18 protein-coding genes are annotated in these 19,523 nt (G+C 72.4%); 11 read left to right on the top strand and 7 right to left on the bottom strand.

What is annotated here, in order from left to right; translation table 11 throughout:
* Positions 1-5: 5 nt before the first annotated feature.
* Together OG570_RS31185 and OG570_RS31180 are read right to left on the bottom strand one after the other, a co-directional pair.
* On the bottom strand, positions 6-3,011 hold the full coding sequence (locus tag OG570_RS31185) for an ATP-binding protein (RefSeq protein ID WP_326952672.1): 3,006 nt from the start codon (positions 3,009-3,011) through the stop codon (positions 6-8).
* 18 nt (positions 3,012-3,029) lie between these two features.
* Positions 3,030-4,160 carry an epoxide hydrolase family protein gene (locus OG570_RS31180; RefSeq protein ID WP_326952671.1) on the bottom strand — a complete coding sequence of 377 codons (1,131 nt, stop codon included), beginning with the start codon at positions 4,158-4,160 and terminating at the stop codon, positions 3,030-3,032.
* A 62-nt stretch (positions 4,161-4,222) separates the two neighbouring features.
* On the opposite strand from OG570_RS31180, the gene OG570_RS31175 reads away from it, so the two are divergent.
* Complete coding sequence (locus OG570_RS31175; protein ID WP_326952670.1) at positions 4,223-5,188, top strand: helix-turn-helix transcriptional regulator; 966 nt, start codon at positions 4,223-4,225, stop codon at positions 5,186-5,188.
* Here OG570_RS31175 and OG570_RS31170 read toward each other — a convergent pair.
* Together OG570_RS31170 and OG570_RS31165 are read right to left on the bottom strand one after the other, a co-directional pair.
* Positions 5,157-5,654 carry an SRPBCC family protein gene (locus OG570_RS31170; RefSeq protein ID WP_326952669.1) on the bottom strand — a complete coding sequence of 166 codons (498 nt, stop codon included), beginning with the start codon at positions 5,652-5,654 and terminating at the stop codon, positions 5,157-5,159. The genes OG570_RS31175 and OG570_RS31170 overlap by 32 nt on opposite strands.
* Before the next feature lies 1 nt (position 5,655).
* Positions 5,656-5,991, bottom strand: coding sequence for an ArsR/SmtB family transcription factor (locus OG570_RS31165; RefSeq protein ID WP_326952667.1), 336 nt, complete (start codon positions 5,989-5,991; stop codon positions 5,656-5,658).
* Between the two features lie 89 nt (positions 5,992-6,080).
* Here OG570_RS31165 and OG570_RS31160 point away from each other — a divergent pair, with 89 nt between their 5' ends.
* From OG570_RS31160 to OG570_RS31135, 6 genes are all read left to right on the top strand, one after another.
* Positions 6,081-7,280: an ROK family transcriptional regulator gene (locus OG570_RS31160; RefSeq protein WP_326952666.1), complete on the top strand. Its 1,200-nt coding sequence runs from the start codon at positions 6,081-6,083 to the stop codon at positions 7,278-7,280.
* A 143-nt stretch (positions 7,281-7,423) separates the two neighbouring features.
* Positions 7,424-8,452 carry an ABC transporter substrate-binding protein gene (locus OG570_RS31155; RefSeq protein WP_326950429.1) on the top strand — a complete coding sequence of 343 codons (1,029 nt, stop codon included), beginning with the start codon at positions 7,424-7,426 and terminating at the stop codon, positions 8,450-8,452.
* The gene (locus OG570_RS31150; RefSeq protein ID WP_326952665.1) at positions 8,449-9,222 is read left to right on the top strand and encodes an ABC transporter ATP-binding protein; all 774 of its coding nucleotides are present in this window, start codon (positions 8,449-8,451) and stop codon (positions 9,220-9,222) included. Before OG570_RS31155 ends, OG570_RS31150 begins: the two co-directional genes overlap by 4 nt.
* Positions 9,219-10,061: an ABC transporter permease gene (locus OG570_RS31145; protein WP_326952664.1), complete on the top strand. Its 843-nt coding sequence runs from the start codon at positions 9,219-9,221 to the stop codon at positions 10,059-10,061. Before OG570_RS31150 ends, OG570_RS31145 begins: the two co-directional genes overlap by 4 nt.
* Positions 10,058-11,380 carry an LLM class flavin-dependent oxidoreductase gene (locus OG570_RS31140; RefSeq protein WP_326952663.1) on the top strand — a complete coding sequence of 441 codons (1,323 nt, stop codon included), beginning with the start codon at positions 10,058-10,060 and terminating at the stop codon, positions 11,378-11,380. Before OG570_RS31145 ends, OG570_RS31140 begins: the two co-directional genes overlap by 4 nt.
* Entirely contained in the window at positions 11,377-12,273 is an 897-nt protein-coding gene (locus tag OG570_RS31135; protein ID WP_326952662.1) for a TauD/TfdA dioxygenase family protein, read from the top strand. The genes OG570_RS31140 and OG570_RS31135 overlap by 4 nt, the downstream gene beginning before the upstream one ends.
* A 56-nt stretch (positions 12,274-12,329) precedes the next feature.
* On the opposite strand, the gene OG570_RS31130 is transcribed toward OG570_RS31135, so the two are convergent.
* Positions 12,330-13,517, bottom strand: a complete 1,188-nt coding sequence (locus tag OG570_RS31130) for an amidohydrolase (protein WP_326952661.1) — start codon at positions 13,515-13,517, stop codon at positions 12,330-12,332.
* Positions 13,518-13,634: 117 nt separating this feature from the next.
* Between OG570_RS31130 and OG570_RS31125 the strand changes: the two genes are divergently transcribed.
* The 4 genes from OG570_RS31125 to OG570_RS31110 all read left to right on the top strand — a co-directional run bounded on the left by OG570_RS31125 (position 13,635) and on the right by OG570_RS31110 (position 17,345).
* A complete protein-coding gene (locus OG570_RS31125) occupies positions 13,635-14,723 on the top strand; it encodes a carboxylate-amine ligase (RefSeq protein ID WP_326952660.1) in 1,089 nt (362 codons plus the stop codon).
* 54 nt (positions 14,724-14,777) lie between these two features.
* Positions 14,778-15,644, top strand: a complete 867-nt coding sequence (locus OG570_RS31120) for a GNAT family N-acetyltransferase (RefSeq protein WP_326952659.1) — start codon at positions 14,778-14,780, stop codon at positions 15,642-15,644.
* 82 nt (positions 15,645-15,726) lie between these two features.
* The gene (locus tag OG570_RS31115; protein ID WP_326952658.1) at positions 15,727-16,035 is read left to right on the top strand and encodes a hypothetical protein; all 309 of its coding nucleotides are present in this window, start codon (positions 15,727-15,729) and stop codon (positions 16,033-16,035) included.
* A complete protein-coding gene (locus tag OG570_RS31110; protein WP_326952657.1) occupies positions 16,032-17,345 on the top strand; it encodes a DUF4474 domain-containing protein in 1,314 nt (437 codons plus the stop codon). Before OG570_RS31115 ends, OG570_RS31110 begins: the two co-directional genes overlap by 4 nt.
* 10 nt (positions 17,346-17,355) lie before the next feature.
* Here OG570_RS31110 and OG570_RS31105 read toward each other — a convergent pair whose 3' ends face one another.
* Together OG570_RS31105 and OG570_RS31100 are read right to left on the bottom strand one after the other, a co-directional pair.
* On the bottom strand, positions 17,356-17,640 hold the full coding sequence (locus tag OG570_RS31105) for a hypothetical protein (RefSeq protein ID WP_326950438.1): 285 nt from the start codon (positions 17,638-17,640) through the stop codon (positions 17,356-17,358).
* Positions 17,641-17,649: 9 nt separating this feature from the next.
* The gene (locus tag OG570_RS31100; RefSeq protein ID WP_326952656.1) at positions 17,650-19,518 is read right to left on the bottom strand and encodes a CheR family methyltransferase; all 1,869 of its coding nucleotides are present in this window, start codon (positions 19,516-19,518) and stop codon (positions 17,650-17,652) included.
* Positions 19,519-19,523: the final 5 nt, after the last annotated feature.

The following is a 19,523-nucleotide window of genomic DNA, read 5'->3' as shown; positions in this document are numbered from 1 at the left end:
ACCGCTCACGAACCGAGCGCGAACCGCGCCTGACCGAAGTCCTGAAGCGCCTGGTCAGGCGGCATTTCCCGGCCCTGCTCGAACGCCTTGACGTAGGCGTCGCCGCCGATGCGGGTCCGCACGGCCCCGGCCACCGCGGCGACGTCGGCGTCTCCGGTCACCTCCGTGCCGCGCAGCCCGACGGCGACGCCGAGCAGGAACGCCGCCCGCTCGTCCTCGGCCCGCGCGGCGAGCACGCCGGCCAGGCCTTCGACGGCCTGCGCCGCACCCGGCAGGTTCGCGTGCTCCAACGCCGTCGCCAGCGCTTCCTGGTGCAGCTCGGTCGCCTCGTCGAGGTGCCCTTCGGCCGCGGCCGTCCAGCCGAAGCCGGTGTACAGCCCGATCCGCGTCTCGCCGCCGGTCACCGGGTCGACGGCCAGGCCGACGGCCGAGGCGTACCAGCGCCGGGCCGCGGCGAGGTCGCCCGCGTGCCGCGCGATCTCGCCGAGCCCGCCGCGGGCCCGGGCGAGCGTCAACGTCGTGCCGACCGCCCGCGCCTGCTCGGCGGCGGCTTCGTAGTCGGCCCGCGCGGCCGCGGTGTCCCCGGCCCGCAGCATCCCGTCGGCGCGGCGGCACAGCAGGTCGGCGGCGTCCTCGCCCGCCCCCAGTTCGCCGGCCAGCCGGACGGACTCGTCCATCAGCTCGCGGAACCGCGTGTGGTCGCCGCGCCAGTCGGCGAACTCCGCGAGCTTCTCCAGCGCGCTCGCCTGCCCCCAGCGGTCGCCGAGGTCGCGGAACCCTTGCAGGGACGCCGAAAAGTGCGCTTCGGCCTCGTCGATCCGGCCGCGGTACTGCGCGCCGAGGCCGTCGCCGATCCGCGCGAACGCCCGTGACCAGGTGTCCGGGCCGATCAGCGCGGCGAGGCGTTCGCCGTCGGATGCCTTGGTGCGCGGGGAAAACGCCCACAGCAGGAACAGGTACGGGTACCGCAGCGATCCCGTGAGCCGGCGCAGGATCGGCTCGATCTCGACGTCGGTGGCCGACGCGTGGATCAGGCAGACGACGTACTCCTCGTCGAGCCCCGGCGGCGGTTCGGGGCCGACGGCGGCGAGCACGGCGTCCGCGAACGGCCGGGCCTCACCGCGCAGCCCGCGCAGCCACCAGTACCACGTCAGGGCCGCGACCAGCCGCAACGCGACGTCCGGCGCCTCGGCGACGCTCCAGCGCAGCGCCGCGTGCAGGTCGGCGTGCTCGGCGGTCAGCTCCGCCAGGACCATGAGCTGGTCCGCGCCGCGCAGTTTCGGCTCGGCCGCGTGGGCGAGGTCGAGGAAGTACTTCGCGTGCGCCGCGTGGTCGCCGGTGCCCTGCTCCGCGCAGAACGCCCGGATCGTCTCCAGCATCCGGTAGCGGCCGTCGCTGTACTCGACGAGCGACTTCTCGACGAGCCCGGTGAGCAGGCCATCGGCGTCCGGGACGGCGCAGACGCGCTCGACGGCGGCGAGGCGCGCGCCGCCGGCGAACACCGCGAACCGCCCGGCGAGCCGCTGCTCGTCGGGTTCCAGGAGGTCCCAGCTCCACTCGACGACGCCGCGCAGCGTGCGGTGCCGCGGTTCGGCGGTGCGCTCGCCGCGGGACAGCAGCCGGAAGCGGTCGTCGAGGCGGGCGGCGACGTCTTCGGCGGTCAGCGACCGCAGCCGCGCGGCGGCGAGTTCGATCGCCAGGGGCAGACCGTCGAGCGCGGCACAGATCCGGGCGACGGTGGCGGGATCGAGGACCACGCCGGGGACCACGGCCGCCGCCCGGTCGACGAAGAGCCGCTCGGCGGCGCCGGCGGCCAGCGCCCCGACCGGCACCAGCGTCTCGCCGGTCAGGCCGAGGGCCTCCCGGCTGGTGGCCAGCACCCGCAGGCCGGGGCACGCGCCGAGCAGCCGCCGGACCAGCCGCGCGGCCTCGGCGACGACGTGCTCGCAGTTGTCGAGGACCAGCAGCAGCGGCCGGTCGGCGAGGCCGGCGGCCAGCCGGTCCGCCGGGCCGGCCGCCGCGGCCGAGGACAGCACGCCCTGTTCGCGCAGGCCCAGCGCGGCGAGCACGGCCTGCGGGACTTCGGTCGTCGCCGCCAGTTCGACGAAACACACCTCGCCGGGCTCGCGTGACGCGGCTTCGACGGCGAGCCGGGTCTTGCCCGCACCGCCCGGCCCGGTGAGCGTGACGAGCCGCGCGGCCCGCAGGGTCGTGCGCAGCCGGTCGAGCTCGGCGCGCTCGACGAACCCGCTGAGCGGCACCGGAACCCGGCGCGCCGGAGCCGGCGCGGCGGCCCGCAGGACCGCGACGTGCGCGTCCGCCAGCTCCGGCGACGGGTCCGCGCCCAGCTCGTCGGCCAGCCGGTCCCGGGTCTCGGCGAACACGGCCAGGGCCTCGGCCGACCGCCCGCCGCCGTGCAGCGCGCGCATCAGCTGGGCCGCGAGCCGTTCCCGCAGCGGGTGTTCGCGAGTCAGCTCCCGCAGCTCCGCGACGAGCCGTTCGTGGTGACCGAGGGCCAGCCCGGCCTCGATCCGGTCCTCGGTCGCGGCCGCGCGCAGCTCCGCCAGCCGGGCCGCGCGCGGCGGGTCCGCGAGCCCGTCGAACGCCGGGCCACGCCACAGCGCGAGCGCGTCGCCGAACAGCGCCAGCTTGGCCGCCGGATCCGCCGTCTCCCGGGCCTGCGCGGTGAGCCGTTCGAAGCGGTGGACGTCGACGTCCTGCGGGTCGACGGCCAGCCGGTACCCGGCGGGGGTGAACTCGACCAGGCCGTCGGGCGCACCGCCGTCCCGCAACCGCCGTCGCAGCCGGGACACCTGGGACTGCAGGGCTTCGCCGGCGCCCTCGGGCGGGTTTTCGCCGTGCAGGCCGTCGATGAGCCGCTCGGCGCTGATGACGCGCCCGGCGTCGAGGGCCAGCAACGCGAGCAGCCCGCGCAGCTGCGGACCGCCGAGGGCGACCGGCGTCCCGTCGGGAGCGTGGGCTTCGACCGGCCCGAGGATGGCGAACTGCACGCCGCCGAGTATGGCCACTCACGGGCGCAGCTCGCGGAAGAACGCGCGGATGTCGGCCACGAGCAGCTCACCCGCCTCCATCGCCGCGAAGTGGCCGCCCTCGGCGAAGTCCGACCAGTGCTCGATCTTCCCCTCGGGGTCCATGATCCGCCGGACCACGGGCGAGCTGTCGAACACGGCCCAGCCCGCCGGGACGTCGGCCGGCGCCAGCCAGCCGTGACCGGAGTGGGCGGCCTCGTAGAGGAACCGGGCCGCCGTCGCGCCGCTGCGGGTGAACCAGTACAGGCCGACCGTCGTCAGCAGCCGGTCACGGCCGATCCCGCCGGCGGAGTTCGTCCACGCCTCGAACTTCTCGGCGATCCACGCCAGCTGCCCGACCGGCGAGTCGGTGAGCCCGGCGGCGATCGTCTCGGGCGTGTGGGACTGCAGGTCCAGGTAGCCCCGCCGGGCCTTCCAGGCTTCCCGGGCCGCGTCCAGCTCGGCCTGCTCGGCCTCGGTCAGGTTCTCGGGCATCGGGAGCTGCTCGCCGGCGAGGGCGATGGTCCCGCGGTCGCTGTTCACGTGGGTACCGAGGACGCGCTCCGGGTAGAGCGACGCGAGCCGGCCGGTGACGCCCGCGCCGATGTCACCACCCTGCGCGGCGAAGCGGTCGTACCCGAGGCGTGTCATCAGCACGGCGAAGGCGTCGGTCGTGCGCGCCAGCTCCCACCCGGGTCCGCTCAACGGCGTCGAGAACCCGAAACCCGGCAGCGACGGGACGACCACGTGGAAGGCGTCCGGGCCGGGCTCGGTCAGCGGGCCGAGCACGTCGAGGAACTCGGCGAAGGAACTGGGATAACCGTGGGTGAGCAGCAGCGGCATCGCGTCGGCGCGGGGCGAGCGGAGGTGCAGGAAGTGGATGGTCTGGCCGTCGATCTCGGTCGTGAACTGCGGGAAGGCGTTGAGCGCGGCCTCCTGTGCCCGCCAGTCGTAGCCGGTCCGCCAGTACTCGGCCAGCTCGCGGACGCGCTCGGGCGGGATGCCGCGGGACCAGTCCGGCTCGTCGCCGGGCACCGGCTCGGCGTACCGGGCGGCGTCCAGGCGCCGGTGCAGCTCGTCCAGCTCGGCCTGCGGGATCTCGACGCGGAAGGGGCGGATGTCGTTCGTCATGACCAGGACGCTAAGGACGATTGCGGAAGGGTTCCTTCCGCGATTCCTGGCATCCTCGAAGGATGTTGCAGACCTCCGCACGGCTCCTGCGGTTGCTGTCGCTGCTCGAAACACGACGCGACTGGACCGGCGCCGACCTGGCCGGCCGGCTCGGCGTCACCACGCGCACCGTCCGCGCCGACGTCGGCAAGCTGCGCGACCTCGGCTACCCGGTCGAGGCCTCCCCCGGTGTCCAGGGCGGCTACCGGCTCGGCGCGGGCGCGCAGCTGCCGCCGTTGCTGCTGGACGACGACGAGGCCGTGGCGGTCGCGGTCGGGCTGCGGACCGCCGCGGGGGTCGCCGGGATCGAGGAGACATCGGTGCGCGCGCTCGCGAAGCTCGAGCAGGTGCTGCCGTCCCGGCTGCGGCACCGGGTGCACGCCTTGCAGGCCGCGACGGTCGCGGTGCCCGGCACCGGCCCGGCCGTCGACGCCGACGTGCTGAGCGCCATCGCGTCGGCGATCCGGGCCGGCGAGCGGCTGTGGTTCGATTACACCAGCCACGAGGGCACGGACAGCCGCCGCGACGTCGAGCCGCACCGCCTGGTCAGCTGGGGCCGGCGCTGGTACCTGGTCGCGTGGGACACCGGCCGCGGCGACTGGCGCACGTTCCGCGTCGACCGGCTGACCCCGCGGACGCCGAACGGGCCGCGGTTCGCCCCGCGTGAGCCGCCGGAGGGTGACGTCGTGCGGTTCGTGCAGCGCAGCGCGGGCGCGGCGACCTGGCGCTACCACGCGAAAGTCCGGCTGCACGCTTCGGCCGAGCACGTGCGAGCCCGGCTGCCGCTGGCCGTCGACGTCACGGCCGAAGGGCCGGACCGGTGTGTCGCGGAGGTCGGGTCCGACCACGCGCCGATGCTCGCGCTGTACCTGGGCCTGCTCGAAGTGGACTTCGAGGTGCTGGACGCGCCGGAGCTCGCCCGGGAGCTGGCGAAGGCGGGCGAGCGGTTCCTGCGGGCTAGCGCAGCGAGTTCGCCAGCTCCTCGATGAGGTTCATCTGCTCCTGCATGCCGGCTTCCATGCCGGACTCGAGGATCATGTCCCGCAACGCCTTGCTCGTCGTCTGGGTCAGCAGGTGCACCACCGTGCGGTCGTCTTCGAGGGCGGAGAAGGTGACGGTGTCGACGGGCACGTCGGCGTCCGGTAGCGGATCCGCGCCCTCGAACATCTCGGTGAAGACGAGCTTCTCGTCCGGCACGATTTCGCGGTACTCGCCGTGGAAGGCGACCTCGAAGCCCGCGTTCGCCTTGATCACGTACCGCCAGCGGCCGCCGGGGCGCAGGTCCATCTCGACCTCGGTGGTCGTCCCGCGGTGCCCGGCCCACCAGCGGCTCACCAGCTCGGGCGTGGTCCACGCGCGGTAGACCAGGTGCTTCGGCGCGTTGAACTCCCGCGTGATCAGGATCTGTTCGTCGCTCGGCAGGGTGATCTTCGCGCTGCTCGCCGTTTCCACCATGTCACCGCTCCTGTTCCTTGAGTTCTTCCAGGACGTCGTCCAGCAGCTCGAAGCGCTCGGACCACGTCCGCTCGTAGCGCTTGACCCAGTCGTGGATGGGTTTCAGCGCGGCGCCGTTGACCCGGTAGACGCGCTGCCGGCCCTCTTCCCGGACGTCCACCGCCCCGACCTCGCGCAGGACCCGCAGGTGCTTGGACACCTGCGGCTGCGCCAGCCCGAGCGCGCCGACGAGGTCGCCGACCGACCGTTCGCCGGCCATGAGCTCGTCGAGGATCTGCCGCCGCCGGGGTTCGGCGACCGCATTGAAGGTGTCCGCCGTCGTCGCTGCTCGTGCCACGCGGCCATCATATTCCCATATGGGTATGCGTCAAGTCCTGCATCCTGGGCACGCTGGGCGCACGCCGCGGCGTCTGCCACGATCAGGCCATGACGGCGGGGGCCGACGGTCCACAGAGGACGGACGCGCGCGGCGCCCGGCGCAGTGCCAGCGCGAGCGCGGTCCTGCGGGCGGTCCTCGACGACGGGCCGATCGCGCGCAGCACCATCGCGCGGCGGACCGGGCTGTCCGCGGCCGCCGTCACCGGGCACACGGCCGACCTCACCCGGCTCGGGCTGCTGCGCGAGCTGCCCGAGGCCGAACCACGCCGGTCCGTCGGCCGGCCGCACGTGCCGGTCGGGCTCGACACCGGGCGCCACGTCGTCGGCGCGCTGCACCTCGCCGTGCACCACGCGACCGTCGCGCTGCTCGACGTCCGCGGGAATGTCCTGGTACAGCACGAAGAACCGCACGACGGCCTGCCCGCCGAAGACCTGCTCGCGCGGGCCGCGGAGATCCTCGACGACCTGCTGCTCGGCCACGCGCCGGACCGCGAACCGCTCGGCCTGGGGTTCGCCACCGGCGGCTGGGTCGACCGCGACTCCGGCACCGTCGTCGACCACCCGCTGCTGGGCTGGCGCGACGTCCCGGTGCGCGACCTGCTGACGGCGTCGACCGGGCTCACCGTGGCGATCGACGGCCACGCGCGCTCCCTGGTGCACGCCGAACAGCTCTTCGGGCTCCCGCGGGCGCGGGACAGCGTCGTGCAGTTGTTCACCGGCAACGTCGTCGACGCGGCGTTCGCCACCGGCACCGTGGTGCACCACGGCCCGCGGTCGGCGGCGGGCGCGGTCGCGCACCTGCCGGTCGACGACAGCAGTGAACCGTGCCGCTGCGGGCGCACGGGTTGTCTGGAGGCGACCGTTTCGGAAGCGACGCTGGCGCGCAAAGCCGGCGTTTCCTTTCCGGAACTGCTCGCGCTCGCGACGGCCGGGGAAACCGCGGCGGTGCGGTTGTTCCAGGACCGCGCACGGCTGATCGGCCAAGCCGTGGCGCTGCTGCTCGACGTGCTGAACCCGGCCGTGCTCGTGCTGGTCGACCGGAGTGTAGCCCAGGTACCCGGCTGCCTTCCCGCCATCCGGGACGAGGTCCGCGCCCGCTCCCGGACCTGCGCCGATCCGGCGGAAACCGTTGTGGCGACGAGCTTCCCGGGCACGGAACTGGCCACGGCCGGCGGCGCGGTGCTGCTCGACATCCTCTACGACGACCCGCTCGGTCCGCTCCTGACGCACCTTTCGCATGCCTCGTGAACCGCGGTAGTTAATTCAGAAACTCGCAAAGTTGACCGTGCTCGCGGCGGCTGCGAACAATTGGGGCATCCCCACCGGCGAACCCGCCGGCCGCATCGGCCGGTGGTCGCGTCGTGCCGACTCCCGAGCCGAAAGAGCCCACCGTGAAGAAAACTCTGCCCGCCCTCCTCGCCGCCGGCCTGGTCGCGGCGCTGCTGTCCGGGTGCGCGTCGGCGACGGCCACCGGCGCGCCCGGGCAACCCGAAAAGCTCGAACTCCGTTACCAGGGAAGCGCGAACTCCGTGACCCTGCCCGAACTCGCCGAGGACCTGGGCTACCTCGGCCCGGTCAAGCTCAAGTGGGTCGGCAACACGATCAGCGGCCCGCAGGACATCCAGTCCGCGGCCACCGACCAGACCGACTTCGGCGGCGCCTTCACCGGCGCGGTCGTCAAGCTCGTCGAGGCCGGCGCGCCGGTCAAGGCGGTCGTCAACTACTACGGCTCCGACGAAAAGTCCTTCCTCGGCTTCTACGCCAAAGCCGACAGTCCGATCCGGACCGCCCGCGACCTGATCGGCAAGAAGGTCGGCGTCAACACCGCGGGCGCCAACCTCGAAGCCGTCCTCGACCTCTGGCTGCAGCGCCAAGGCCTCTCCGACGACGAAGTCAAGCAGGTGCAGCTGGTCGTCATCCCGCCGGTCAACGCCGAGCAGGCACTGCGCAACGGCCAGCTCGACGTCGCCGCGCTGCAGGGCATCCTGCAGGACCACGCCGTCGCGGCCGGCGGGGTGCGCCCGCTGTTCAGCGACGTCCAGGCGTTCGGGGCCTACAACGGCGGCCCGTACGTGCTGCGCACCGACTTCATCAAGAAGTACCCGGAGACGACGAAGGTCTTCGTCTCCGCCGTGGCCCGCGCGATCGAGTGGGAACGGACCACACCGCGGGACCAGGTGATCGCCCGGTTCACCAAGATCATCCAGGGGCGTGGCCGCAACGAGAACACGAACACGTTGCAGTACTGGAAGAGCGTCGGCGTCACCCGCGGCGGCCTGATCTCCGACCAGGACTACACGCTCTGGTCGCCGTGGCTGAAGCAGCAGGGCCTCATCAAGGGTGACGCGCTGGACACCGGGAAGCTCTACACCAACGAGTTCAACCCCTACCGCGACGGCGCCCCGGCGGTGTCCAAGTGATCGCGATCCGGTCCGTCACCAAGACGTTCGGCGCGCTGACCGCGCTCGACGACGTCTCCCTCGACATCGCCGACGGCACGTTCCTGTCCCTGGTCGGGCCGAGCGGCTCGGGCAAGTCGACGCTGCTCGATCTGCTCGGCGGGCTCACCACCCCGACGTCCGGCGAGATCCGCATCGACGGCGAGCCGGTGCGCGGCCCCGGCCTCGACCGCGGTGTCGTCTTCCAGCAGTACGCGCTGTTCCCGTGGCGCACCGCCCGCGCCAACGTCGAGTTCGGCCTCGAAGGCGGCCCGCTCGGCAAGCGGCAGCGGGCCGAGCGGGCGCGCGAATACCTCGCCCTGGTCGGGCTTTCCGGCTTCGAGGACCGCTACCCGCACGAACTGTCCGGCGGGATGAAGCAGCGCGTCGCGATCGCGCGCAGCCTCGCCTACGACCCGGCGGTGCTGCTGATGGACGAGCCGTTCGCCGCCCTCGACGCCCAGACGCGCGAGCAGCTGCAGGACGAGCTGCTGCGGATCTGGCGCCGCACCGGCAAGACGATCGTGTTCATCACCCACGGCATCGACGAGGCCGTCTACCTCGGCCAGCGGGTCGCGGTGCTGACTTCCCGGCCCGGGCGGCTCAAGGCCGTCGTCGACGTCGACCTCGGGGACCGCGGCGGTGACGTCCGGTCGTCCCCCGAGTTCGGGCGGCAGCGCCACCGGCTGTGGGAGCTGCTGCACGACGAGGTCCGCAAGGCCGCCGAGACCGAACGGAGTGCCGTCGGATGACCACCACCCTCGACGCGCCCACCGTCCACACCGGACCCCCGGCCGCGCCGGCCCGGCCGCGACGGTTCACGAAAAGGCTGACCCGGGCGGTGCACGGCTCGGCGGCCGTGGTCCTGTTCGTGGCGCTCTGGGAGCTGCTGCCCCGGTTCGTCCTCGACGAGAGCACCCGGACGTTCCTCCCGCCGCTGTCGGAGGACCTCCAGGCGCTGTGGGAGCTGACCCTCGACGGCCAGCTCGCCGACCACCTGGTGGCCAGCATCGGCCGGTCCGCCGCCGGGTTCGCGATCGCCGTCGCCGTCGCGGTGCCGCTCGGGCTGCTGATCGGCTGGTACCGGCCGGTGGCGCGGTTCCTGCAGCCGTTGCTGGAGCTGGCCCGCAACACCGCCGCGCTCGCCCTGCTGCCGGTGTTCACGCTGCTGCTCGGCATCGGCGAGCTGTCGAAGGTCACGCTCGTGGTCTACGCCTGCGTCTGGCCGGTGCTGCTCAACACGATCGCCGGCGTCAACACCGTGGACCCGTTGCTGGTCAAGGCGGCCCGGTCGCTCGGGCTGTCCAGCCCGCGGCTGTTCCGGAAGGTGATCCTGCCCTCGGCGGTGCCGACGGTGTTCACCGGCATCCGGATGGCGGCGTCGTACTCGATCCTGGTGCTGGTGGCCGCGGAGATGGTCGGCGCGAAGGCCGGGCTCGGCTACCTGATCAACACCAGCCAGGTGAACTTCCAGATTCCCCAGATGTACGCCGGGATCATCGCGGTCTCGGTGCTCGGAGTGCTCGTGAACCAGGGTTTCGTCGTCCTCGAACGGCGGTTCTCGACCTGGCGTCCCAAGGAGAAACCATGACCAGGCAACTGCACCTGAACGCTTTCGTGATGCCGAACGGCCACCACGAAGCCGCCTGGCGGCACCCCACGACCGACCCGCGCCGGGCCCGGACGCTGCAGCACTACGTCGACATCGCCCGGACGGCCGAGCGCGGCAAGCTCGACTCGCTGTTCCTCGCCGACGGCGTCGCGTTGTGGGGCAACGTGAAGCACAACTCGCACAGCCACTTCGAGCCGCTCACGCTGCTGTCGGCGCTCGCCGCGTCCACAGTCCACATCGGACTGATCGCGACGGCGTCGACCACCTACAACGAGCCCTACCACCTGGCCCGGAAGTTCGCCTCGCTCGACCACCTCTCCGGCGGCCGCGCGGGCTGGAACATCGTGACGTCGGCGGGCATCGACGAGGCCCGCAACTTCAACCTGGCCAAGCGGCCGTCGCACGCCTCCCGCTACGAGCGTGCGGAGGAGTTCATCGAGGTCGTCAAGAAGCTGTGGGACAGCTGGGAGGACGACGCCGCGCTGGTCGACCGCGAGACCGGCGTCTACGCCGACACCGACCGGATCCGGCCGATCGCGCACGACGGCCCGCACTTCCAGGTCCGCGGGCCGCTGAACATCGAACGGCCCCCGCAGGGCCACCCGCTGCTCGTGCAGGCCGGGTCGTCCGAGACGGGCAAGGAGTACGCGGCGCGGCACGCCGAAGCCGTGTTCACCGCGCAGCAGACGTTCGCCGAGGGCAAGGCCTTCTACGACGACGTCAAAGGCCGGCTGGCCAAGTTCGACCGGTCGCCGGACGAGATCAAGATCCTGCCGGGCATCTCGCCGATCCTCGGCCGCACCGAAGCCGAGGCGCACCGGCGCGAAGCCGAGCTGAACGCGCTGATCACGCCGGAGTACGGGCTGCGGCAGCTGTCGAAGATGCTCGACCACGACCTCACCGGCTACCCGCTCGACGGCCCGCTGCCCGAGGTCGGCAGCTTCACCGAAGGCGGCCAGAGCCGGTTCGAGCTGGTCGTCGGCCTGGCCCGGCGCGAGGACCTGACCATCCGGCAGCTGCTGGAACGGCTGGCGGGCGGGCGCGGGCACCGCGTCTTCGCCGGGACGCCGGTCCAGGTCGCCGACGAGCTGGAGGCCTGGTTCACCGGCGGCGCGGCCGACGGCTTCAACATCATGCCGCCGACCCTGCCCGGCGGGCTCGACGACTTCGTCGACCTCGTCGTCCCGGAACTGCAGCGGCGCGGGCTGTTCCGCACCGCCTACACCGGATCCACCCTGCGCGAGCACTACGGCCTCGCGCGGCCCGTCAACCGCAACCGAGTGAAGGAGCCCGTATGACCACCATCGGCACCGACGTCCGCAAGCTCACCGGGAGGATCGGCGCCGAGATCATCGGCGTCGACCCCGCCGGCGACCTCGACGCGGCCCAGATCGCGTTCCTGACCGACGCCCTGCACGAGCACAAGGCGCTGGTGTTCCGCAACGTCGAGCTCGACGACGAGGGCCAGCAGCGCTTCGCCGCCCGCTTCGGCGAGCTGACCAAGGCGCACCCGACGGTGCCCGCCGTCGACGGCGCCCCGACGATCCTGCCGGTCGACAGCGAGCAGGGCCGCGCCAACCACTGGCACACCGACGTCACCTTCGTGCTCAACCCGCCGAAGGCCAGCACCCTGCGCAGTCTCGTGGTGCCGCCCTACGGCGGGGAGACGCTGATCGCGAACGCCGGCGCGGCCTACCGCGACCTGCCGGAACCGCTGCGGGCGTTCGCGGACACGCTGCGCGCGGAGCACACCAACGACTACGACTACGTCCGGCCGCCGGAGACGCTCGACGAGAAGGAGCAGGCCCGGCGCGCGCAGTTCGTCTCGCGCAAGTACCGGACCCTGCACCCGGTGGTGCGGGTCCACCCGGCGACCGGCGAGCGCGGCCTGTTCATCGGCGGCTTCGCGCAGCGGATCGCGGGCCTGTCGGTCGGCGAGTCCCGGGATCTGCTGCGGCTGCTGCAGTCCTACGTCACGCGGCCGGAGAACATCGTGCGCGTCGCGTGGGAGCCGAACCAGCTGGTGCTGTTCGACAACCGGATCACCCAGCACTACGCGATCGACAACTACGACGGCCTCCCCCGCCGCCTCAACCGCGTCACCGTGGCGGGCGACATCCCGGCGGGCGTCGACGGCACGCCGAGCGAGTCCCTCGAAGGCGACGCTTCGCACTACACGTCGGTGGCGTAGGTCCGTGAAGGACTCCTTCACGGCCATAAGAGCCGGGAAGGAGTCCTTCACGGCTTTCAGGACCCGTTCCGCTCCTGGGCCCGGAAGTAGTCCCACGCCCGGCTGACGAGCGACGGGTGCGTCCGCAGGTCGATCGCCGTGCGGGCCAGCGCGGCCGCCGACGCCAGCATCGCCGAACGGCCGCGGGGGCTCGCCGCCGCTTCCGCGAACTCGCGGGTGTGGTCCGGGTACTCCGCGGCCGCGATCGCCACGAACGGGTGGATCGCCGGGACGCGGAGGCTGACGTCGCCGATGTCCGACGACCCGAGGTACACCCCCGGCTCGGGCGGCCCGGCGTGGATGCCGCACGCGGCGAGGTGCTCGGTGAACCGCTCGGACAGCACCGGGTTGTCGCGGAAGTGGGCGTAGCCGCGGCCGAGGCGTTCGACGTCCACCTTCGCCCCGGTCGCCAGGGCCGCGCCCTGCGCGCACGTCGAGACATCCTCGGCCAGCTGGTCGAGGGCCGCCGCGGTGAGCGCGCGGAGGCCGAAGCGGCCTTCGGCGCGGTCGGGCACGACGGTGGTCGCTTCGCCGCCGTCGGTGATGATGCCCTGGACGTGCGAGCCCGCGGGCAGCCGCTGGCGCAAGGCAGCCAGCGCGCCGAACGCCTGGATCAGCGCGGCCAGCGCGTCGACGCCGTGCTCCGGGTCGGCGGTCGGGTGCGCGGCGCGGCCGTGGAAGGTCAGCTTCAGCTCGACCCGCGCGGTCAACGGCGCCCACGACCACGAGTGCACTCCGGGGTGGACCATCAGGACGGCGTCGACGTCGTCGAAGATCCCGGCCTCGGCGAGCGCCTGCTTGCCACCGCCGCTCTCCTCGGCCGGCGCGCCGACCGCGAGCAGCGAGCCGCGGCTGTCGCCGAGCACGTCCTTGGCGGCCAGCGCGGCGCCGAGCCCGGCCGCGGCGACCAGGTTGTGCCCGGAGGCGTGCCCGAGGCCGGGCACCGCGTCGTACTCCAGCAGCAGCGCCACACAGGGGCGGCCGGTGCCGGCGCGCGCGACGAACGCCGTGGGCATCCCGGCGGTGCCGGTCTCGACCTCGAAGCCGTCCGCGGCCAGCTCGCCGGTCAGCAGCTCGGCCGCGGCATGCTCCTCGAAGGACGGTTCGGGGCGCGCGTGCAGTGCGGTCGCCACCCGCCACAACCGTTCGTCCAGACGCTCGACCCGTTCGTCCGCCTGCTCGTGAAGCTCTTCGTGCCACTCCATGTCACCGGAATACCCCGAGTGCGCGCGGTCACACAAGCGTAGTCGCGCCGTCACCCGGTTTGCCGCATACCGCGTCCGGGTATCCCGCTGGTTCCCCAACCCCCCAGGAGAACCCCGGTGACAGACCAGGTACTGACCTTCGGCGTCGAAGAGGAGTTCTTCGTCGTCGACCGCCGAGGAATGCTTTCGCACGCCGGCGACGACGTCGTCGACGCGGCGGAAGCGGCCGGCGGCGACCAGGGCGAGCTGCAGCACGAGCTCACCCGGACCCAGGCCGAGGCCGCCACCGACATCTGCCGCACGCATTCCGGTGCCCTGAGCCAGCTGCGCGGGCTGCGGGCCGATCTCGCCGGCGCGGCGGCCAAGCGCGGGCTGCGGGTGCTGCCCAGCGGCTGCGCGCCACTGTCCGAAGTGGAAGCACCGATCATCACGCCCACCCCGCGCTACGAGCAGATGGCCGAGCACTTCGGCGCCACCGCGCGGACCGCGCTCACCTGCGGCTGCCACGTGCACGTCGCGATCCCGGACAAGGAAACCGGGATCCAGGTGCTGAACCGGGTGCGCCCGTGGCTGCCGGCGCTGCTCACGCTGACCGCCAACTCGCCGATCACCGACGGCTACGACACCGGTTACCACAGCTGGCGCTACCAGCAGTGGAGCCGCTGGCCCTCGGCCGGCCCGCCGCCGAAGTTCGCCTCGCTCGACGAGTACGAGAGCGTCGTCGACGCGTGGCTGCGCGCGGGCTCGATCCTCGACCGCGGGATGGTCTACTGGGACGTCCGGCTCTCGGAAAACCAGCCGACGCTGGAGTTCCGCATCGCCGACGTCGCCGCGACGCCGGAAGAGGCGGTGCTGCTGGCCGTGCTGGCGCGCGGCCTGGTCGCCACCGCGCTGGACGACAGCACTCCCCCGCCGGACCTGCCCAACGAGGTGCTGCGCGGCCAGCTCTGGCGGGCCTCGCGCGACGGCGTCACCGGCCGCTGCCCGCACCCGCGCACCGGCGACCTCGTGCCCGCCTCGGTGGTGCTCGACGACCTGATCACGCTGACGGGTCCCGCGCTCGAAGCGGCGGGCGACCGCGAGTTCGCCTGGGAGGGAACGGCACGCCTGATCGCCGGCGAAGGCGGCGCCGATCGGCAACGCGAGTCCTTCGCGAAGCGGCAACGCGCCGCGGACGTCGTCGACCTCATGTCGGTGACGCCGTAGGACCGACCCGAAAACCGGGTGCGGACCGCCGCGCGCTGGTGTGTGATCACGGGTATGGCGATCGTCGTGGAGACCCCGGGAACCGAAGGCCTGACCGAGGCCGTGGCCGCGCTGCGGCAGTGGCAGAGCGACGACGCGCCGCTGCAGCTGCACCCGGGAGACCTCGGCTGGAACTACCGGTTCGGCGCGGCGGCGACGGCCGCGGTGGTCCGGACCTGGACCCGCGACGGCCGGATCGTCGCCGTCGGGCTGCTCGACGGCCCCGGGCTCGTGCGGCTGACGATCGCGCCGGACGTGCGGCAGGACGCGGAACTGGCGCGGCAGCTGGCCGAAGACGTGTCCACCCCGGAGCGCGGTGTCCTGCCCGCGGGGCCGGTGTCGGTCGAGGCACCGGACGACGTGCTGCTCCGGGACGTGCTGGCCGGGGACGGCTGGCGGGCCGACGAGCCGTGGACGCCGCTGCACCGCGATCTCGCGGAGCCGGTGCCGGAGGTGGACCTGCGGATCGAGGTGGCCGGGCCGGCGCAGGCGGCGGTCTGGACCGAGGTCCTGCGGGCGTCGTTCGACCGGTCGACGGCCACCGAGGACCGCTGGCACACGATGGCGGCCGGGTCGCCGTACGCCGACGCCCGGAGCCTGATCGGGTACGACGGCGAAGACAACGCCGTGGCGATCGTGACGGTGTGGTCGGCGGGTCCGGGCCGGCCCGGGCTGATCGAGCCGATGGGCGTGCACCGCGACCACCGGGGTCACGGCCACGGCCGGGCGATCACCGCCGCCGCGGCGGCCGCGCTCCGGGAGCTGGGTTCGTCGAGCGCGATCGTCTGCACCGCGAGCGCCAACGCCGCCGCCGTCGCCACCTACGCCTCGGCCGGCTTCCGGCCGCACCCCGAGCGGCTGGACCTGCGCCGGGACAACTAGGAACCAAATGGCCGAACCGGACGTCTGACCGCGGCACGGGTGTTACGTTTCCCGCGCGAAACGTCACGCGGGAGGATGGTCGGTGGGGTTCGAGGTCGATGTCGCGGACATCAGCAAGGCGGCGGCCAAGCTCGGCGCGGGGACGCCGCCGTCGCTCGCGGCCGGGGGCTCGCCGAACGTCGGCGGCACGGACCGGGCCGGCGGTTACGCGGGCGACTACGACGTCTGGCTGCTGACCCGGCAGGAAGACCTGCAGGCCGCGCAGCAGCAGGTCGAGAGCCTCGTGGAAAGCATCAAGAGCGCCGCGAAGAGCTACGACAGCACCGACGCCGACGCCCGCGACGCCTTCCTGAAGACCCTCGACAGCGGCTTCGAACGGATCGACCGATGACGTCGGTGTTCGACCGGATCCGCGGGCTCGCCGACCAGGTCGAGAAGGGCAGCACGACCGAACTGGACGACCGGGCCCGCGCCTGCCGGACCACCAAGGAAGCCGTCAAGGACGCCAAGGCCCTGGTCGAGAGCGTCCGCGTGGAGCTGAGCCAGGGCTGGCACGGCGGCGCCGGCGAGGCGGCGCTCTCCTCGCTCGAAGACTTCAAAAAGAACCGCGACGAACAGGCCGAAGATCTCGAGGAGTCGGCGAAGTCGTTCGAGGTGGTCCGCGACGCGCTGGCGAAGGCGCAGCTGGAAGCGCGGAGCAAACGCGCGGACGCCGACGCGTTGCAGACGAAGCTCGACAACGTGTGGCACGGCCTCGGCAGCGGCACGGGCACCGTCGTGCTCGCCTGGGCGGAGGACAAGATCATCAAGGGGCGGGCCCTCGTCCTGCTGGCCGACATGCAGCGGGTGGTGACCACCTACGACGCGGTGCTGCTCGTCGAAGGCCTGAAGATCCGCAACAAAACAGGCCGGGTGTGGGAACTCGCGGGCTCGGAGAAGCGGAACCCGGCCGAGATCGCGGCGATCATCCTCGCCGAGATCCCCGGCCTCGCCGCACTGGTGGCGAAGAACCCGAAGCTCGACCTCGCCCTGCTGAGGGGCGACTGGGACACGATCATGCAGGACCCCGCGGTCGCGCGGAAGATCTACGACTACTTCGGCTTCGAGTACGTCGAGGACGGCGACTTCTACACCACCGGCGAGCATTCCGTGCAGAGCTACCTGGGCTGGCACGACATCTACGACAAGATGGAACAGCTCATCGGCGCGGACCTCGACCGCACCAGCGCCCAGGGCGACAACATGGAGTTCACCGATCCCGAGACCGGGAAGCAGTACCGCCTGGAACTGTGGAAGGGCGGCTACGGCTTCGGCAGCGCGTTCGGCGGCGAAGTCGGCTTCTACACCAGCGACGCCGGGGACGACTCCGGCTACTTCTCCGCCGCCCAGGGCGACGACCAGATCAAGGTGACCCAGCAGATCTACGACAAGGAAAGCGGCGAGGTCTACTTCACCAACGACGGCCAGGGCGCCGACGGCACCGACAAACGGCACTTCTGGAACCTGGCGATCCGCACCGACCCGGACGTGGACCCCGGCCGGCTGGGCCAGCGCGCCACGATCGAGGTGCAGGACGTCGGGATGCGCGACCGGATGTACGACGAGATGACGCGGTACGCCACCGCGCACCCCGAAGAGCACCTGACCGTCACGAAGGGGTCCGACGACCCGCCGGTCCTCAGCTACGACTGGCGGAAGTGACCCGCGCCGCTCACACCGCGGAGACCGGCTTGAACTCCCAGGGCCCGTCATCATCCCGGTTGTCCCGGTCGCGCCGGTCGGCCCGGCCGCGCGGCCGGACGTCGTGGTCGGCGAGCCCGGCGTACACGTCGGCGACGTCGATCAAGCCGGCGACCTCGTCGGCGACGTGCTGCCCGTGCCGCTCCTCGATGTCTTCGAGCCCCGCCCGCACCGCCGCGGTCGCGGCGCTGCGGGCCGTGGCCAGCAGCGTGCGGGCCAGCTCTTCCGAACCACCGGCGCGTCGCGACTCGTTCATGGCCCCAGCCTAGGCGGAGCCGCCGGCGCCCGTGCGGGTTTCCTCCATCATCAGCAACGCGCCGTGGCTGCGGCCGTCGGCCCCGCGCAGGGCGCTGCACATCAGCCGGACGACGACCGCGCGGCCGCGGCGATTGATCGCGTCCAGGGTCAGCTCGGCCTGCGATTCGGCGTCGGCCAGCGCGTCGCGGACCACCGGGCGCAGCTCGGCGAGCGGCAGGCCGATGTCGAGGTTGAGCAGGTGGGTGCCCTCGGCTTCTTCCCGGCGGACGCCCCAGAGCTCCTCGGCGCCGCGGTTCCAGGCCTTGATCCGCATCTCGGTGTCGATCACGACGATGCCGGCCTGGATCGAGGTCAGCACCGACTCCAGGAAGTCGTTGAGGTCGTCGAGCTCGACGCCGCGGTCACGCAGGGCGTCGTTGATCGTCTGCAGCTCGTCGTTGGTGGAGTGCAGTTCCTCGTTCATGGTTTCGAGCTCTTCGTTGGTGGACTGGAGCTCCTCGTTGGTCGTCTCCAGTTCCTCCACTGTGGACTGGAGCTCCTCGTTCGTGGTCTCCAGCTCCTCGTTGGTCGACTGCAGCTCCTCGTAGGCCGACTCGAGCTGGCGGTTCGAGTGCTCGAGCTCGGTGAGCAGCAACCGCGCCCAGCTGACGTCGTGGAACACCACCGACACGCCGAGCAGGCTCTTCTCCTTGCCCAGCAACGGGTTGACGTGCACCTCGTACCACACCACGTCGCCGGCGCGGCGCCATTCGACGTCCTTGATGCGCAGCGACCGGCGCTCCAGGCGGGCCTGCTCGACGTACGGGCGCAGCGCGACCGGGCGGTAGGAGACGTCGAGGTCCCACAGCTTGCGGCCGATGTCGCGTTCGGACAGTCCGAACGCCAGCTCCGCCTGCTGGTTGATCAGCGCCGTCACCTCGTCGCCGGTCACCACGATCTGGGCGACGGGGCTGGCCGAGAAAGCGTGTTCGCGCAGCTGGTCCAGGCCCGAGACGTCGGCCGGGCGCCGCGCCGGGTAGCCGTAGGTGACGAAGCGGTTGTAGCCGACGGGTGAGTTGGCCACCTTGCGGAACACCCGCCGCTTGAGGTCGAGCGGCTCGAAGATGCGGCCGTGGCTGAGCAGCATCTCGGCCTTGCCCAGGAACATCATGCCGCGCGGGGCGAGTGCGAAGTGGAACCGCTCGAGGATCTTCGTCTGGGTGTCCGCGTTGAAGTACATCAGGGTGTTGCGGCACACGAGCAGGTCGATCCGCGAGATCGGGGCGTCCTGCACGAGGTCGTTGCGGCCGAAGATGACCGAGCGGCGCAGGTCCTTGCGGAAGCTGTACCGGCTGCCGTACTGCTCGAAGTACTCCTCGACCTTGTCCTCGGGCACCCCGTCGAGCTCGGCCGGGGTGTAGGTCGCCTGCCGCGCCTGGGCGAGCGCCTCTTCGTCGACGTCGGTGGCGTAGATCTTGACGCGTTGGCGGAAGGCGTCGACCCCGATCGCCTCGGCGAACGCGATCGCCAGGCTGTAGGCCTCCTGACCGGCCGCGCAGCCGGCGCTCCAGACGCGGATCGGCTCTTCCGGGGTGCGTTCGGCCAGCAGCGCGGGGATCACCTGCTCGCGCAGGTAGTCCCAGGCGTCCGGGTCGCGGAAGAACCCGGTGACGTTGATGAGGATCGTGTTGAACAGCGCGACGAACTCGTCCGCGTTGACCTGCAGCTGGTCGATGTAGTCGGCGAAGCTCCCGGCCCCGACCTGGCTCATCCGCCGCTGGACGCGCCGCATCAGGCTGGTGCGCTTGTAGCCGGTGAAGTCGAACCCGCGGGACTCCTTCAGGTAGGTGAGCACCGACTCGAATTGGCGGTCGGCCTCCGGCCCGGGATCCGTCACCGGGG

Origin of the sequence: Amycolatopsis sp. NBC_01286 (assembly GCF_035982555.1) — a bacterium.
Lineage (GTDB): Bacteria > Actinomycetota > Actinomycetes > Mycobacteriales > Pseudonocardiaceae > Amycolatopsis.
The sequence above is the reverse complement of the archived record's forward strand: the minus strand, read 5'-3'. Positions and strand labels throughout refer to the sequence as shown.